14 protein-coding genes are annotated in these 15,677 nt (G+C 61.8%); 10 read left to right on the top strand and 4 right to left on the bottom strand.

Annotation, left to right across the window (positions count from 1 at the left end; translation table 11 throughout):
* The first annotated feature begins 376 nt into the window (after nucleotides 1–376).
* From NWP14_RS10085 to NWP14_RS10065, 5 genes are read left to right on the top strand one after another with little or no spacing between them, the layout of a single operon-like run.
* The gene (locus NWP14_RS10085; RefSeq protein ID WP_331850570.1) at nucleotides 377–1,357 is read left to right on the top strand and encodes a sugar ABC transporter substrate-binding protein; all 981 of its coding nucleotides are present in this window, start codon (nucleotides 377–379) and stop codon (nucleotides 1,355–1,357) included.
* Between the two features lie 44 nt (nucleotides 1,358–1,401).
* Nucleotides 1,402–2,907, top strand: coding sequence for a sugar ABC transporter ATP-binding protein (locus tag NWP14_RS10080; RefSeq protein ID WP_375215413.1), 1,506 nt, complete (start codon nucleotides 1,402–1,404; stop codon nucleotides 2,905–2,907).
* Entirely contained in the window at nucleotides 2,904–3,893 is a 990-nt protein-coding gene (locus NWP14_RS10075) for an ABC transporter permease (RefSeq protein ID WP_375215274.1), read from the top strand. The genes NWP14_RS10080 and NWP14_RS10075 overlap by 4 nt, the downstream gene beginning before the upstream one ends.
* On the top strand, nucleotides 3,890–4,891 hold the full coding sequence (locus tag NWP14_RS10070) for an ABC transporter permease (protein ID WP_095094955.1): 1,002 nt from the start codon (nucleotides 3,890–3,892) through the stop codon (nucleotides 4,889–4,891). The genes NWP14_RS10075 and NWP14_RS10070 overlap by 4 nt, the downstream gene beginning before the upstream one ends.
* 10 nt (nucleotides 4,892–4,901) lie before the next feature.
* A complete protein-coding gene (locus NWP14_RS10065; protein WP_375215273.1) occupies nucleotides 4,902–5,846 on the top strand; it encodes a carbohydrate kinase family protein in 945 nt (314 codons plus the stop codon).
* Between the two features lie 15 nt (nucleotides 5,847–5,861).
* Here NWP14_RS10065 and NWP14_RS10060 read toward each other — a convergent pair whose 3' ends face one another.
* Genes NWP14_RS10060 through NWP14_RS10050 form a run of 3 tightly spaced genes read right to left on the bottom strand, consistent with a single transcriptional unit; the run spans nucleotide 5,862 to nucleotide 9,020 of the window.
* Nucleotides 5,862–6,890 (bottom strand): 2-hydroxyacid dehydrogenase, encoded by a 1,029-nt coding sequence (locus tag NWP14_RS10060; protein WP_315301706.1) that lies wholly within the window; start codon nucleotides 6,888–6,890, stop codon nucleotides 5,862–5,864.
* Nucleotides 6,887–8,383 carry an FGGY-family carbohydrate kinase gene (locus tag NWP14_RS10055; RefSeq protein WP_375215272.1) on the bottom strand — a complete coding sequence of 499 codons (1,497 nt, stop codon included), beginning with the start codon at nucleotides 8,381–8,383 and terminating at the stop codon, nucleotides 6,887–6,889. Before NWP14_RS10055 ends, NWP14_RS10060 begins: the two co-directional genes overlap by 4 nt.
* A 25-nt stretch (nucleotides 8,384–8,408) precedes the next feature.
* On the bottom strand, nucleotides 8,409–9,020 hold the full coding sequence (locus NWP14_RS10050) for a methylthioribulose 1-phosphate dehydratase (protein WP_095094944.1): 612 nt from the start codon (nucleotides 9,018–9,020) through the stop codon (nucleotides 8,409–8,411).
* 134 nt (nucleotides 9,021–9,154) lie between these two features.
* Here NWP14_RS10050 and NWP14_RS10045 point away from each other — a divergent pair, with 134 nt between their 5' ends.
* From NWP14_RS10045 to codA, 4 genes are all read left to right on the top strand, one after another.
* Nucleotides 9,155–9,469, top strand: coding sequence for a hypothetical protein (locus NWP14_RS10045; RefSeq protein ID WP_331850574.1), 315 nt, complete (start codon nucleotides 9,155–9,157; stop codon nucleotides 9,467–9,469).
* Nucleotides 9,470–9,586: 117 nt separating this feature from the next.
* Nucleotides 9,587–10,849 (top strand): cytosine permease, encoded by a 1,263-nt coding sequence (gene codB / locus NWP14_RS10040; protein ID WP_095094942.1) that lies wholly within the window; start codon nucleotides 9,587–9,589, stop codon nucleotides 10,847–10,849.
* Nucleotides 10,850–10,851: 2 nt separating this feature from the next.
* Nucleotides 10,852–12,087, top strand: a complete 1,236-nt coding sequence (locus NWP14_RS10035) for a PucR family transcriptional regulator (RefSeq protein ID WP_375215271.1) — start codon at nucleotides 10,852–10,854, stop codon at nucleotides 12,085–12,087.
* Nucleotides 12,084–13,337, top strand: coding sequence for a cytosine deaminase (gene codA / locus NWP14_RS10030; RefSeq protein ID WP_159236034.1), 1,254 nt, complete (start codon nucleotides 12,084–12,086; stop codon nucleotides 13,335–13,337). Before NWP14_RS10035 ends, codA begins: the two co-directional genes overlap by 4 nt.
* On the opposite strand, the gene mtnA is transcribed toward codA, so the two are convergent.
* A complete protein-coding gene (gene mtnA, locus NWP14_RS10025; protein WP_095094934.1) occupies nucleotides 13,334–14,362 on the bottom strand; it encodes an S-methyl-5-thioribose-1-phosphate isomerase in 1,029 nt (342 codons plus the stop codon). The two genes, codA and mtnA, sit on opposite strands and share 4 nt — an antisense overlap.
* A 103-nt stretch (nucleotides 14,363–14,465) precedes the next feature.
* On the opposite strand from mtnA, the gene mtnK reads away from it, so the two are divergent.
* Nucleotides 14,466–15,665, top strand: coding sequence for an S-methyl-5-thioribose kinase (mtnK, locus tag NWP14_RS10020; RefSeq protein WP_331850576.1), 1,200 nt, complete (start codon nucleotides 14,466–14,468; stop codon nucleotides 15,663–15,665).
* Nucleotides 15,666–15,677: the final 12 nt, after the last annotated feature.

The following is a 15,677-nucleotide window of genomic DNA, read 5'->3' as shown; positions in this document are numbered from 1 at the left end:
TAAGTCGGGAGCTGGCTGAAGATAAAATGCCGATGACACTATAATATCCTGTCACTTTAGCCGATAACCATCCGCATGACGCGAGCCCTGGGTTATATTCACCATATCCCACCATAAATATAGCCATCATTAAGCAGCAATTACCGTTTGCAATAAAAGTCAGCGCGTTTACCTTATACCCACAATATAAATACGGCTTAATTTCAGCATCATGAAATATTTTCAGGTTATAGCGGGTAAAATTAAGTTTTCCTGCCCTATTCCGTCGATATACCATTATTGGTATAACTTAGACATATTTTGTATTTGAGGTTGCGTGGTCGTTATTGTCATGCTACGAATCCGCAAACACCTTTATCACAGGACTATAATAAGAATGTCGCAGAGAATAAAATTACTGCCCGCCGCACTGGGTCTGATGACGCTCGTCTCCGTCAGCGCCTCCGCCGCAGAGCCCCTGTCGCTGCAGGGGAAAACCATCGGCGTCGCCGTTGTCGGCACCCAGCACTTCTGGGATCGCGAAGCCTATAAAGGCGCCACCGAAGAGGTTGAAAAACTGGGTGGTAAAGTCATCGGCGTCGACGGCGGTCGTGATAATCAGGTACACGCCAATAACCACGATATTTTATTATCACGCAAGGTCGATGCCGTAATTAGTATTCTCGGCGACAGCGCCGTTGAACCTAAATTTAAAGCGCTGCGCGATGCCGGCATCCCGGTATTTACCGTGGACCACGTGTCTAAATACTCCGTCAATAACACGACCTCCGACAACTACACCCTGGGTTCAACCATTGGCCGCTATATGGCCGATGAATTAGGCGGCAAAGGTAACGTTGCGGTATTTAATGCATTCTCCAGCTCGCTGCGAATTTGCGGCATCCGCTACGACCAGTGGAAATATGTCCTTAAGGATTATCCGGATATTCATATTATTCAGCCGGAGCTGGCCGAACAGTTTGCCAACTCTCCGGAAGATGCGCGTAAGAAAACCCTCGAACTGCTCAGCCAGTATCCGAAAGGCAAACTGGATGCCATCCACGTCGCCTGCTGGGATCAGCCGGCCATCGGGATCGTGCAGGCTCTGGAAGAGACCGGACGCGACAAAGACGTGAAGGTCACCGCCATCGATGCCGGCCCGGAAACGCTGGAGATTATGGCCGAACCCGGCAGCCCGTTCGTCGCTAACGTCGCTCAGCAGCCGCACCTGATTGGCCAGACGTCGGCCGACAACGTCGCGCACTACTTCGCTAAACAGGCTCTGCCGCTGCAAACCTTTATTCCGGTGGTCCCGGTGAAGGGCCCGCAGGAAGCGAAAGCGGTCTACAAACAGCTGGGATATGGCGAACTGCAGTGATTAATCAACCCCTCGGCGGGGAGCGCCCCGCCGCTGGTCTGGTCATGAGCCAGATCGGCAAAAGCTTTGCCAACGTGACTGCATTAAATGCGGTCACGCTGCTTCTTAACCCCGGTGAAATTCACGGTCTGATCGGCGAAAACGGGGCCGGAAAATCCACCCTGATCAAGATCCTTGCCGGCGTGTACCAGGCCGATAGCGGCAGCGCCACCCTCGATGGCGCGGCGATCCCGTTCGGCAACCCTGCGGCCATTGAAGCAATGGGCATCCGCGTTATCCACCAGGAACTCAACCTGATTGCCCACTTCACGGTGGCGGAATCCGTTTTTCTCGGCCAGGAGTATCGCCACCGCTGGGGCGCGCTGGACAGAAAGCGCATGAACGCCGCCACCGAGGCCTTTTTCCGCGATAGCTGGCAGCTGAGCATTAACCCGCGGCGGCTAATTCGCGATCTCAGCCTTGCCGAACGTAAGCTGGTGCAAATCGCCCGGGCGCTGATCGACGGCGCCGCGAAGCTGGTGGTCTTTGATGAACCCACCGCGCCGCTGGAAGCGCAGGAGGCCAGCCTGGTCTCCTCGGCGATCCTGCGCCTGCGCGAGCAGGGGATAGCCATTCTCTATATTTCCCACTATCTGAACGAAATCGCCGCCCTCTGCGATCGCGGAACCGTTCTGCGCAACGGCGAGGTGGTGGGCTACCCTGACCGCTCGCTGCTGCAGGATACCGATGCGCTGATCAAAATGATGGTCGGCCGGGAAATAGAGCAGCTCTATACCCCGCGCCAGTCCGCGCCGCCTGAAGCCGACGCCAGCACGCCGCTGCTGTCGGTGCGCGGGCTCGGCGACGGCCATCAGCTGCGCGACATTACCTTTGATATCCAGCCCGGAGAAATCGTCGGCGTCGCCGGCCTGCTGGGCGCCGGGCGGGACGTGCTGGTCGACCTTCTCTACGGCCTGAAGCGCGTGGACAGCGGCGTGATTAGCATCGACGGTCAGCCGAAGCGCATACGCACGCCGAAGCAGGCGATTCGCGCCGGCATGGCGCTGGTGCCCCGCGACCGCCGCCATCAGGGGCTGATCCTCCCCTTCACCACCGCCGATAACATTAATCTGGCCTCCCTGTCGGACACCGCCACCTTCGGCTGGGAACACCGAGGGCTGGCGCTGGAGAAAGCCCGCAGCTGGATTGAGCAGCTCTCTATCCGCCCCGGCCGCCCGGAGCTGCCGGTGCGGCTGATGAGCGGCGGCAACCAGCAAAAGGCGATTCTGGCCCGCTGGCTGGGCACCGATGCGCGGCTTTTTATTCTCGATGAACCGACCCTCGGGGTCGATATCGGCGCCCGCAGCGATATCTATCAGCGAACCCGCCAGCTGGCGGATCGCGGACGCGCGGTGCTGGTCTCCTCCAGCGATGCGCCGGAGCTGCTGGGGCTATGCGATCGGATCCTCGTGATGTGGCGCGGCGAGCTGGTGGCGAATCTCACCACCCAGGGGCTGACGCTCGACGCCCTGCTGGCAACGATTAACGGTGGACAGGAACAACAGTTATGAGTACGGGTATCCAACGCCGCGGCCTGCCGGGCATAACGACGCTTATCGAAAAATTTCCGCTGATTCTCTTCTTTGCCCTGCTGGTCTGGCTTAGCCTCCAGTCGCCCTTCTTTTTAAGCTGGCAGAATATCAGCATGATGCTGGTGCAGAGCGTGCCGCTGGCCATTCTCTGCTTCGGACTGGTTTGCGTGATTGCCGTCGGCGGCGATGACGTGGTCACCGGCGGGATCGACCTCTCGCTTCCCGCCATCGCGGTGCTCGGGGTCGCGCTTCTGAGCCTCGGCATGGTGGAGTGGCAGATGTCCTATCTGTGGCTGCTGCTCCTGCCGCTCGTGGTCTGCCTCGCCTGCGGGGCGATCAACTCCGGGCTGGTGCTGGTCGCCGGGCTGCCGCCGCTGCTGGCAACGCTCTCAACCTCCGTGGCCTTTACCGGCCTGACCGATTTACTCACCGGCCAGCGGCGCATTGCGGTCAGCGATCCGCTGATGGTGGCTTTTCGCGACCAGACGCTGCTCGGCATCCCCTGGCCGCTGATCTATCTGCTGGCGGTATTCGTCCTGTTCCAGCTGCTGGTGCACCACTCGCGCTTCGGCCAGCATCTGCAGGCGGTCGGCGGCAACCGCGATATGGCGCAAATGAGCGGGCTTAACGTGCGCCGGCTGACGGTTTACGTCTGGCTGCTGGCAGGCATCGCCGCCGGTCTGGCGATTCTGCCGCTGCTGAGCCAGGGCTCGGGCAGCTCCAGCGGTACCGCCACGCCGCTGCTGCTGGAGACCGTGCTGGCGACCTTTATCGGCGCCGCCTTCTCGCGCCGGCGCGTCGTCACCATCTGGGGCGCGCTGCTTGGCGCGGTGCTGGTCAACGCCCTCTCCAACGGCCTCGGGCTGCTGGGGGTCAATATTTTCTGGATGGGCGCCATCAAAGGCACCCTGATCCTTATCGTGCTGGCGGCTTCTGCGGTCAGACATCACGGAGGCAATCAATGAGCCAGCTGACGCTCAAATCCTCATCGCCGGAGCAGACCGCCGGCGGCCCGCTGGCCTATCTGTCGCGGGCGGGCTTCGGCATTATCACCCTGCTGGCTATTGCCCTGTTCGGCTGGGCTAACCCGGTATTTCTGACCGTTGATAACTGGGCAAACCTGCTCCAGGGCAGCGCGATTCTGCTGATTGTGGCGATGGCGATGACCCTCATCGTCAGCGCGGGCGCCATCGATCTCTCGGTTGGCGTCGCGCTCGACTTTGGCGCCGCCTTTGCGCTGGTGGCCCTGAAAACCTGGCACCTGCCGTGGCAGGCCGCGGTGGGCTATGCCCTGCTCGGCGGGGCGATCATCGGTCTGCTGAACGCCTTTCTGATCCTGATTTGCCAGATCCGTCCGTTCCTTGCCACCCTCGGGACCTGGTTTATTGCCAGCAGCGTGGAGCGGATCTATACCGACGGCGGCGGCTCGATCGCCTATCGCCGGATGGCGCCGGAGTACCACGATCTGGCAGTGGGAAATATCGCCGGTATTCCGACGCCAGTGGTTATCGTGCTGGCGCTGTGGCTGGTGGCCTGGCTGATTACCGAGCGCACGCTCTTCGGCAAGTACGTTCGCGCCATTGGCCAGAACGGGGAAGCGGCGCGCATCGCCGGGATCCGCGATCGGCTGACCATGCTATGGGTGCTGGTCGCGGCCTCAGCGCTGTGCGCCATCGGCGGCGTGATCCTCTCCGCTAACCTGCGGCAGTTTACGCCGCTGGCCGGCCAGTCCTATTTGATGGATGCGATTGCCGCCGTCTTTATCGGCACCGCCTTTAACCGCCAGGGCCGGGCCAGCATCGCCGGTACCCTCGGCGGGGTACTGTTCCTCGCCATCATTGATAACGGCCTGAACCTGATGGGTCTTAACTACCTGGTCAAAGACGCGCTGGTCGGCGTCATTCTGGTGGTCGCGCTGGCCCTCTCTTTCTGGCAGGCGCGTCTGCGTCAGCAGCATCGTTAACGGAGTATCTATGGCAGCCTTTGACGCCGTTTTTGTCGGCCTGACGATCCTTGATATCGCCGGTCGACCGGTTCTCGACATCCCGCCCCGCGGCGGGGTGGCCTTTATCGAACAAATTCGCCTGAACCCGGCGGGCACCGCCGCCGGAGCGAATATCAACGCCGCGAAGCTCGGCGTTCGCACCGCCGCCGTCGCCTGCCTCGGCCACGATGAAAAAGCCGATTTTATTCTCGCCAGCTACGCGCGCCTGGGAATCGACTGCTCGCTGATTCAGCGCACGACGCAAAAGGAGACCTCGGCAACGATCCTGCCTATCCGCCCGAACGGCGAGCGGCCCGCGCTGCACTGTCGCGGCGCCTCCGATGCGCTGTTCGTCGGCGAAGAGGCGTTCGCCTCGATTCTCGACTGCCGCTTCCTGCATCACGGCGGCACGGGTCTGCTGGCGGCAATGGACCAGGGTCAGAGCGCGCGACTGCTGGCGGCGGCCAGGGCGCGCGGCGTCACCACCAGCTTCGACCTGATCGCCCCCGATGAGCGAACCCTGGATCTGCTGCGCCCGCTGCTGCCGTCGGTAGACTACTTTATGCCCTCGCTGGAGGAGGCCGCCTATCTGTCGGGACGCAGCGAGCCCGCCGAAATCGCCCGTTTCTTCTTCGACCTCGGCGTGGGGACCTGTATTTTGAAAGACGGCGCCAACGGCTCCTGGCTGCTGACCCGCGACGGTCGCGTCGAGCATATCGCCCCGTGGCGCGTAGAGGCGGTAGATACTACCGGCTGCGGCGACAGCTACTGCGGCGGCTTTATTGCCGCGCTGGCCCGCGGGTTGAACGAAAAAGAGGCCTGCGAAGTGGCATCGGCCGCGGCGGCGCTGGTCGCCACCGGCCTGGGATCGGATGCGGGCGTGATCGACTGGGACCACACCCTGGCATTTATGGCCGCGAATCGGGCCGGATAGCCTGCGACCCCGCGCTTAGCGCCACTGGTATAACAGCGGCTCGCCGGCGACGTAGCGCTGGAGATCGGCGGCAATCATCGCCGTATGCTTGCTGATGCTTTCGCGGGTCGCGCCGGCAATATGCGGGGTGATAATCACGTTAGCAAACTCGGTGACAAACGGGTGATCGCGCCACAGCGGTTCGCGATGATAAACGTCCAGCGCCGCGCCGCCCAGCGGCCCGTGGCGCAGAGCGTGAATGAGCGCCTCCTCGTCAACCACCGCCGCGCGGGAAGTGTTAATCAGCAGCGCGCCGGGCTTCATGCTGTTCAGCAGCGGCGCGTTTACCAGGCCGTCGCTGCCGGCGCCGCTGCTCAGATGCAGGCTGACGATATCCGCCTCGCGGAACAGCGCTTCGAGAGTGGTTTTCCGCAGCCCCGGCTCGTTGATATCCTCGCCCGCCACGAACGGGTCCACCACCAGCACCGCCATGCCGAACGCGCGGGCGATACGCGCCACCCGGCGACCAATATTCCCGTAGCCAATCAGCCCCAGCGTTTTATTGCGCAGCTCGCTGCCTTTAAACACCTCGTAAGGGCTCTGCGGGCTCACGTCCCACACCACGTCGCGGCGCAGCCCGGCCTGAGTGACCGCCGCCGCATTGTCGGCGTTGGTAAACTCGCCGCGCTTCAGCGCCGCGTGCGCCTGCGGGATATGCCGCGCCAGGCTCAGCATCAGCCCAAGCGTGAGCTCCGCCGCCGCGTCGGCGTTGCGGCCCGGCGTGTAGAGCACGCGAATGTCGCGCGCCGCCGCGGCTTTAACGTCGATATTCACCGGATTGGCGCGGGTACAGGCAATCACCTTCAGGCGCGGGCAGGCGGCGATCACCTCTTCCGTCACGTCGTCGTAGCTGGTCACCAGCACTTCGGCATCGTGAGCCAGATCGATCAGCTGGTCGGCGCTGAGCTTCGGTTTGCCCAGCGCCCATCCCTCAACCCGCAGATCGCCCAGCTGGTGGAACGCCGCAAGATCGCCGGAGTGTTCAGCGGTAAATACAATTTTCATTGGTCTGATTCCTGAGAAATACGTTGAAGCGCCTCCTGCCTGGCCTGCCAGACGGGCAGCATCTGTTCGCGTAGCAGGCGATAAACCGGATAGAGCGCGGCGTAGCGGGCGTGCGCCCGCGGATCTGGCTGATAGCGCGTCTGCTCCAGCTGCGGGTAGTGCGAGAGTCCGTTAACGCTGCGGGCTGCCAGAATCGCCGCCCCGCGGGCGCTGAGTTCGTTAAAGGTGCTGGAGACCACCGTTCTGCCGCTGCAGTCGGCAATAATCTGTAGCCAGGTCGCGGAGGCCGCGCCGCCGCCGGTCAGGTACAGCTCTCCGCCCTGCGGATAGCCCTGCAGCGAGTCGACGATGGCGTAAGCCAGCCCCTCAAAGACCGCCCGCTGCAGCTCGGCGCGGGTAGTATGCTGGCTGATGCCAAAATAGCCGGCCCGCGCATCCGGGCTATAAAACGGCGCGCGTTCGCCGTTCAGATAGGGCTGCCAGAACACGCCCCCGCTGCCGGGCTCGACGTCGGCAATCGCCCGCTCAAGCTGCTGGAGATCCGGGCTCAGGGAGATATGCTGCTGCAGCCAGTCGATATTCGGCGTTCCGGCCTGCATCGGAAAGAGGTTAATAAAGCTCCCCGCTTCGGTATGGGTGACGTAGCGCGTTCCTTCGTTCACCGTCTGACGACCGTGGCACACGATGCCGGTACAGCAGGTCGTACCGAGGATCGTATAGATATCGCCGTCATTCACCGCGCCGCAGCCGAGCGCCGCGCTGCACACGTCGAGCGCGCCGGCGGCCACCGGCGTACCGGCCGCCAGCCCGGTCAGCTCCGCCACCTCGTCGCGCAGGGCGCCGGCCTGCGCATCCGGCGCCAGCAGCGGCGGGAACAGATGATGCAGGTCGGCAAGCCCCATTTCATTCAGCACCACCGCCGACAGCTCCCCGCTCTGCTGATTGAGCAGCGAGGTGCTGGCATCGGTGATATCCAGCGCCGCGACGCCGGTCAGGCGAAAGCGGATCCAGTCTTTGGCAAAAAACAGATAGCGCGCCGCCGCCAGCCGCTCCGGCTGATAATGCCGGAGCCAGCATAGCTGCATGCTGGTATTGCACGGCTGCAGGTGGGTGCCGGTCTCGGCAAAAAAGCGGCGATCGAAGCCCGGGCGGCGCAGCAGATCGCTCATCAGCTCCCGGCTGCGGGTATCGCTCCACAGGATCCCCGGCCCGACCGGCTCGCCCTCGGCATCGCTTAGCCACACCCCTTCGCCCTGCCCGGCAAGGCCAATGGCTCTTAAGCGCCCGCTCTGCAGCTCCGGGCGTTGCGCAATCTGGCGCAAAATAGCGATGACCGACTGCCACAGCTGCGCCATATCCTGCTCGGCGTAGCCGTTAGCCGACAGACGCGGCCCGGTATTCTCCGCCGCGCTGGCCCGCGCCTGAAAATGCTCATCAAACAGCACCGCCTTGACGCGCGAGGTGCCGATATCGATACCCAGATAAAAATCCATGCCTGATCCGATCGCTTATTGAAAATTAGTCGCGCTCGTAGCGGCGACGCATCAGCTCGCACTCGAACAGGAATTCCAGACCTTCCAGCTGACGGCGCGCCTCGTTAATATCTTTCCCCCAGCAGGTCAGACCGTGGCCGCGCAGCAGGAAGCCGTAGCGCAGCGGGCGGGTTTGCGCATAATCTTCGATGCGCGCCGCCAGGGCGTCGATATCCTGGTCGTTATCAAAAATCGCCACCGGGACGGTGTCGAGATGGCTGTGCTGGCCGGTCAGCGTTTTCTGCATTTCGTAGCCCTGCAGCGCCAGCGTCCCGCTCTTCTCGATGCGCGACAGCACCGTCGCGTTGACGGTATGGACGTGCAGCACGACGTTGGCCTCGGGGAACAGGCGATAGACCAGGGTATGCAGCCCGGTTTCCGCCGAGGGCTTGCGCCCGGAAGGCGCGGTATTGCTGGCAATATCAACCTGCAGAAAATCTTCGCTGGTCAGGCTGCCCTTATCGCGTCCCGACTCGCTGAGCCAGCACCAGGTCTCATCCTGGCGCACGGACATATTGCCGCCGGTCGCCGGCGCCCAGCCCTTCGCACCGATCCAATGACAGGTGGTGACCAGTTGCGCGAGTCTTTCTTGCCACATAGCAGTTCCTTAGTTTAGCGATGGTATTTTGAGAACCTTGACGCTCGGGCGCCGTTGTTGCTGGCAGCGTGGGCGCTGCTGTGACTCAAAATGGTAAACAGGGTATCCCGAGACAACGTTCTTTAGCCGTCTAAATGGCTATTTATCCGATACTAACACCGCCTGCCCGGCTGAACAATATTTCAGGAAAGGCTTACATTAAGAATGGTTATATCAGAAATGCATATGAAATTACCGTTTTTAACAGTGATACAACTGAACGTTTTCATAACGCCAATATTACCCGCTGCGGGCCGCTAAAAAGACGGGGGATCGTTCTGCGTGCGGCTGGCGTAAATTTCAGCGCCGGCGATAGCGACCGCGCGCGATGGCAAAGTCCGAACGGCTGCTCCACGCTGGTGCAAAACTTTGCACCATGCACACCATTCTGGCAAAACGGCGCCGTTTAACGCCTTTTTATGTGCACACTGCATACCCCAATATGTTCCCGTTGCCCCGCTTTTTTTGGCACACCTCTTGCTACCCCTCTGGCATCGCCATTCGGGTGACCACTCAGAGGTTCCACTATGTCAAACAGCAACGATTTCCCGCTCGTCGAAGCGCCGGCCTCAGGGCGCAAGGGCCTGTTTTCAATCTCCATGGTTCTGTTCAGCTTTACCTTTTTTACCGGCACGATGTTCGCGGGCGGTAAGCTCGGCGTCTCTTTTTCCATCGTTAACCTGCTGTGGATTGCGGTTATCGGCAACTTTCTGCTGGCCCTGTACGCGGCGTCGCTCGGCTGGATTGCCGCCCGCAGCGGGCTGAACACCGTACTGATGGGGCGTTTTTGCTTCGGCGAGATCGGTAGCAGGCTCGCCGATTTTATTCTCGGTTTCGCCGAGCTGGGCTGGTACGCCTGGGGTACCGCAACGGTGGCTATTTCGCTGGTCAAAATCCTTGCCCTGCCCGAGGCGATGACCATTCCGCTGATGGTGCTGTTCGGCATCCTGTTCTGCGTCACCGCGCTGGTGGGCTATAAGGGGCTGGATGCGCTATCGAGGGTTTCGGTCCCGCTGATGTTTATCCTGCTGGTGGTCTCGATGTACCTTGCCGCCCACCACGCCGGCGGCTGGCAGGCGATGACCAAAATCGAACCGGGCGAAACCATGACCTGGTCGGCGGCCATCACGATGGTATTTGGCACCTTCGCCAGCGGCGCGACCCAGGCGACGAACTGGACGCGGCTGGCTAACTCCAGCCGCACCGCCATCCTCGCCAGCATGGGCAGCTTCCTTATCGGTAACGGGTTGATGATTGTGGCCGGGGCCTGGTGCGCCATCGTTTATCAGCAGGCCGATATCGTGGAAGTGCTGATTTTGCAGGGGCTCTCCGTCGCCGCGGTGGTCATGCTGTGCCTCAATCTGCTGACGATTCAGGGACCGACAATCTATAACGTTTCGGCCGCCGCCTGCCACCTGCTGCGCAGCGAACGCCGCCGGACCCTGACCGTTGTCGCCGCCGGCGTCGGCATTCTGCTGGCCATTGGCGGGATGTACGAAATGCTGATCCCGTTCCTGGTTCTGCTGGGCAGCATCATCCCGCCCATCGGCGGCGTGATCCTCGCCGACTACTGGTTTTATCGCGGCGGACGCTATCCTCTGCTGCAAACCGCGCGCTTACCGCGCTTCAACTGGCTGGGCCTGGGCGCTTATGCCGTCGGCGCGCTGGTGGCTTACCTGTCGCCGTGGGTTGCGCCGCTGGTGGGCATCTCCGTCTCCGCGCTGGTCTATATCATCCTGACCCGCCTGAGCAAACGCCAGCCCGCGGCTGACGCGGCTGCGGAGCAGTAGCCATGAGCCTGACGGTCAGCGAAATCCTCGCGCTGGAGGGACTCTCGGCGATGCGGCTGCGCGCGGGGCGGCAGGGGCTCCAGCTGGCGGTGCGCTGGTACTACGTCGCGGAAAATGAAAATATCGCCGAGTGGATCATGGGCGGAGAGCTGGTGTTTATCACCGGGATCAACCATCCCCGCAATGAGGAGAACCTGATCCATCTGCTGATGGAGGGCAAGCAGCGCGGGATCGCCGGCATGGTGATCCTGACCGGCGACGCCTATATCCAGACGATCCCTCCGCGGTTGATCGCGCTGGCCGACGAGCTGGGCATTCCGCTGATCGAACAGCCCTATCTGCTCAAAATGGTGATCGTCACCGAGCGCATCGGTACCGCGCTGGTGCGCAGCGAAAACGCGCTGCAGTCGCAGCGCGATATTCTGCTGCAGCTGTTAACCGGCGACTATCCCGACCTGCAAATCCTGCATCAACGCGCGCTTCATCAGCAGCTGGATTTTACCCGCCCGCTGCGGGTGGCGGCGCTGCGCCTTGAGGGGATTCAGCGCCTGTTTCGCCAGTTTCCGCCGGAGCAGGCCGAAGCCTGGCTGCAGCAGGCCCGTCGCACCGTGCGCCAGCGATTGCAGCAGCAGCTTAACCAGCAGGGCAACCCCTTCCCGCTGGTAGAGCGCAGCAATATGTTGCTGTTCCTGCTCCCGGATGAGGAAGGCGAATTTTATCAGCAGAAAAAGTGGCTACAGCAGTGGCTGCTCCAGCTTGCGGAGGGCGATGACGGGATGTCGCTGCTGTGCGGCCTCTCCGCGCCGGTGCAGGAGCTGCAGGGCTATCAGCGGGCGCTGTCGCAGGCGCGCCAGGCGCTGGATCTCAGCGATACCCTGCGCCCGGCTCAGCGCATCAGCGACTATCAGCAGCTGGGCTTTATCAAGCTGCTCTCCGCCGTCGGCGATCCCACGCTGCTGAGCGATTTTATGCACGACACCCTTGGCTGCCTGATCGAACCCGATCGTAAAAGCCCGTGGCTGCTCATGGAGACCCTGGAAACCCTGCTCCAGGAGAACGGCAACGTGATGAGGGCCGCCGAGCGGCTGGGCATTCACCGCAACACCCTGCATCAGCGTATCCAACGTATTGAAAAGCTGACCCGCTATCCGGTCAGCCATCCGCAGTTTCATCTCAACGCCTCGGTCGCCTTAGCGATCTGGCGTATGTCGCAAAACCATTTACGGGAACAACCATGAAAATTATCAACGCGCGCCTGCGCCATAAAGAAGCGCTCTATACCCTTGAGTTACAGGACGGCATGATTAAAAGCATCGCCCCGCAGGCCGCCGCGCGGGCGGCTGACGCCAGCGATATCGACGCGCAGCAAAAGCTGGTTATCCCGCCGTTCGTCGAGCCGCATATCCACCTTGACGCCACCCTCACGGCGGGCGAGCCGGAGTGGAATATGAGCGGCACGCTGTTTGAGGGCATCACCCGCTGGAGCCAGCGTAAAGAGAGCGTCACGGTAGAAGATACGCGCCAGCGCGCGCTGAAGACCATCGGTATGCTGCGCGATAACGGCGTCCAGCACGTGCGCACCCACATTGATGTCACCGACCCTTCCCTGACGGCGCTGGAGGCGATGCTGGAGGTGAAAAAAGAGGCTGCCGATCTTATCGACCTGCAAATCGTCGCCTTCCCGCAGGAGGGGATCGAGTCGTTCCCCGGCGGACGAGAGCTGATGACCCGCGCCATTGAAATGGGCGCCGACGTGGTGGGCGGCATTCCGCACTACGAGAACACCCGCGACAAGGGCGTCAGCTCGCTGGCCTTTCTGATGGACCTGGCCCAGCGCCACGGCTGCCTGGTGGACGTGCACTGCGATGAAATCGATGACCCGCAGTCGCGCTTTCTGGAAGTGCTGGCGGAAGAGGCTCGGGTACGCGGCATGGGCGCGCAGGTCACCGCCAGCCATACCTGCGCGATGGGTTCCTACGATAACGCCTACTGCTCGAAGCTGTTCCGCCTGCTCAAGGCGTCGGGCATCAACTTTATCTCCTGCCCAACCGAAAGCATTCACCTGCAGGGGCGCTTCGACAGCTGGCCAAAACGCCGCGGCGTGACGCGGGTGGCGGAGCTGGACCGCGCCGGGATTAACGTCTGCTTTGCCCAGGACTCCATTCAGGACCCCTGGTACCCGCTGGGCAACGGCAACATCATGCGCATCCTCGATGCCGGGCTGCACATCTGCCATATGCTGGGGTATGAAGATTTGCAGCGCTGTCTCGATTTGATTACCGATAACAGCGCCCGGGCGCTGTGCCTGGGCGATAATTACGGTATCGCCGAAGGCCGCCCGGCGAACCTGCTGATCCTTGATGCGGAAAATGACTATGACGCCGTGCGGCGTCAGGCCAAAGTGCTGACCTCCATTCGCCGCGGCAAAATCATTCTGCAGCGCCAGCCGGAGCAGATCCGCTATCCGGCGGCAGACCCGCGCCGTTAGCCAATATTTGGCGCAAATGCTCCGGCCGCCACCTGCTCGCGGGTAACGACGCCGCTGTCCAGCACCCAGCCGCTGATTAATGCCGCAGGCGTGACGTCAAACGCCGGGTTATAAACCGATGCATCCGCCGGCGCCCACTGCACCGCGCCGAAGCTGCCGGCCACGCCGGTCACTTCCGCCGCCGCGCGCTGTTCAATAGGAATGGCCTCGCCGTTCGGGCAGCCGCGGTCGAGCGTGGTTTGCGGCGCGGCGACATAGAACGGAATACCGTGATATTTCGCCAGCACCGCCAGCGAATAGGTACCGATTTTGTTCGCCACGTCGCCGTTGGCGGCAATGCGATCGGCGCCAACCCACACCGCATCGACCTGCCCTTTAGCCATCAGGCTGGCGGCCATCGAATCGGTAATCAGCTGATAGGGCACCCCCAGCTCACCCAGCTCCCATGCGGTCAGACGGCCGCCCTGCAGCAGCGGGCGCGTCTCGTCGACCCACACGTTCGCCACCAGGCCGCGCTGATGGGCCAGCGCGATCACCCCTAACGCCGTGCCCACCCCTGCGGTCGCCAGCCCGCCGGTGTTGCAGTGGGTCAGCAGGCGACTGCCCGCTTTGACCAGGCTGACGCCGGTTTCCGCGATGCTGGCGCACAGCTGCTTATCTTCAGCGATCAGGCGCAGCGCTTCTTCTTCAAGAGCCGGAATATAGTTCTCTTTCGCCAGCGCCAGCTTCATGCGGTCGAGGTTATTCATCAGGTTGACCGCCGTCGGGCGCGCGGCGCGCAGCGTATCCAGCGCCTGCGATAGCTCATCGCGGGTCAGGCCGCGCTGCGCCAGAAGCGCTAACAGCAGACTGGCAGAGAGACCGATTAACGGCGCGCCGCGCACCCGCAGAGCGTGAATATGGTCAACCAGTAACGAAACGTTATCTGCCGCCAGCCAGCGTTTTTCCTGCGGCAATGCCTGCTGGTCAAGAATAAAAAGCTGATTTTCGCTTACCCGCAGGCTGGTGGTCTGTAGTGTCTGCATGTCGTTAAATCCCTGTTGCGTTGTTGTATCACATTGTGTCAGGATGGAATCCAGAAGTATAGACGTCTGAACGGCTTAACCGGAACTTTTGAGGATCGAGGCAATGTCGCAATACCATACCTTCACGGCCAGCGATGCGGTGGCTTATGCACAACAATTTGGCGGTCTCGACGACCCGTCGGAACTGGTGTCCGCGCAGGAAGTGGGTGACGGTAACCTCAACCTGGTATTTAAAATTTTTGATACCCAGGGCGTGAGCCGCATTGTCGTTAAGCAGGCGCTGCCCTACGTCCGCTGCGTCGGGGAGTCCTGGCCGCTGACGCTCGATCGCGCCCGACTCGAGGCGCAGACGCTGGTGACCCACTATCAACACTGCCCGCAGCACACGGTAAAAATTCACCATTTCGATGCTGAACTGGCGGTGATGGTGATGGAGGATCTTTCCGATCACCGCATCTGGCGCGGCGAGCTTATCGCCAACGTTTACTATCCGCAGGCGGCGAGCCAGCTGGGCGAATACCTGGCCCAGGCGCTGTTCCATACCAGCGATTTTTATCTCCATCCTCACGATAAAAAAGCCCAGGTCGCGCGCTTTATTAACCCGGAGATGTGTGAAATAACCGAGGATCTGTTCTTCAACGACCCCTACCAGGTTCATGAACGCAACAGCTATCCGCCGGAGCTGGAGGACGATATTGCCGCCCTGCGCCACGATAGCCAGCTCAGGCTGGCGGTGGCCTCGCTCAAGCACCGCTTCTTCTCCCAGGCGGAAGCGCTGCTGCACGGCGATATCCACAGCGGTTCAATTTTCGTTGCCGAGGGCAGCTTTAAGGCCATCGACGCCGAGTTCGGCTATTTCGGCCCGATTGGCTTTGATGTCGGCACCGCCATCGGCAACCTGCTGCTGAACTACTGCGGCCTGCCGGGCCATCTGGGCATTCGCGACGCCGCCGCCGCGCGCGAACAGCGCCTGAACGATATTCAGGCGCTGTGGACGACCTTTGCCGAACGCTTCCAGGCGCTGGCGGCGGAGAAGAGCCGCGATGCGGCGCTGGCTTATCCCGGCTATGCCTCAGCGTTCCTGAAAAAAGTGTGGGCGGATGCGATTGGCTTCTGCGGAACCGAGCTGATTCGCCGCAGCGTCGGCCTGTCGCACGTTGCCGATATCGACAGCATTGAGGATCGGGCCATGCGCCATGAATGTCTGCGCCATGCGATTTCGCTCGGCAAAGCGCTGATCGTGATTGCCGAACGTATCGACAGCGTCGACGAGCTGATCGCCCGCATTCGCCAGTACAGCTAAGCCGTTCCCCGT

Origin of the sequence: Klebsiella sp. C349492, assembly GCF_042055345.1 — a bacterium.
GTDB lineage: Bacteria > Pseudomonadota > Gammaproteobacteria > Enterobacterales > Enterobacteriaceae > Klebsiella > Klebsiella scottii.
Note: the sequence above shows the minus strand (reverse complement) of the source record. Positions and strands in the feature narration are given on the sequence as shown.

Excerpts from the sequence above, each read along its gene's own strand:
- NWP14_RS10085 (WP_331850570.1), top strand. The coding sequence starts at position 377 with ATGTCGCAGAGAATAAAATTACTGCCCGCCGCACTGGGTCTGATGACG.
- NWP14_RS10080 (WP_375215413.1), top strand. The coding sequence starts at position 1,402 with ATGAGCCAGATCGGCAAAAGCTTTGCCAACGTGACTGCATTAAATGCG.
- NWP14_RS10075 (WP_375215274.1), top strand. The coding sequence starts at position 2,904 with ATGAGTACGGGTATCCAACGCCGCGGCCTGCCGGGCATAACGACGCTT.
- NWP14_RS10070 (WP_095094955.1), top strand. The coding sequence starts at position 3,890 with ATGAGCCAGCTGACGCTCAAATCCTCATCGCCGGAGCAGACCGCCGGC.
- NWP14_RS10065 (WP_375215273.1), top strand. The coding sequence starts at position 4,902 with ATGGCAGCCTTTGACGCCGTTTTTGTCGGCCTGACGATCCTTGATATC.
- NWP14_RS10060 (WP_315301706.1), bottom strand. The coding sequence starts at position 6,890 with ATGAAAATTGTATTTACCGCTGAACACTCCGGCGATCTTGCGGCGTTC.
- NWP14_RS10055 (WP_375215272.1), bottom strand. The coding sequence starts at position 8,383 with ATGGATTTTTATCTGGGTATCGATATCGGCACCTCGCGCGTCAAGGCG.
- NWP14_RS10050 (WP_095094944.1), bottom strand. The coding sequence starts at position 9,020 with ATGTGGCAAGAAAGACTCGCGCAACTGGTCACCACCTGTCATTGGATC.
- NWP14_RS10045 (WP_331850574.1), top strand. The coding sequence starts at position 9,155 with ATGGCTATTTATCCGATACTAACACCGCCTGCCCGGCTGAACAATATT.
- codB (WP_095094942.1), top strand. The coding sequence starts at position 9,587 with ATGTCAAACAGCAACGATTTCCCGCTCGTCGAAGCGCCGGCCTCAGGG.
- NWP14_RS10035 (WP_375215271.1), top strand. The coding sequence starts at position 10,852 with ATGAGCCTGACGGTCAGCGAAATCCTCGCGCTGGAGGGACTCTCGGCG.
- codA (WP_159236034.1), top strand. The coding sequence starts at position 12,084 with ATGAAAATTATCAACGCGCGCCTGCGCCATAAAGAAGCGCTCTATACC.
- mtnA (WP_095094934.1), bottom strand. The coding sequence starts at position 14,362 with ATGCAGACACTACAGACCACCAGCCTGCGGGTAAGCGAAAATCAGCTT.
- mtnK (WP_331850576.1), top strand. The coding sequence starts at position 14,466 with ATGTCGCAATACCATACCTTCACGGCCAGCGATGCGGTGGCTTATGCA.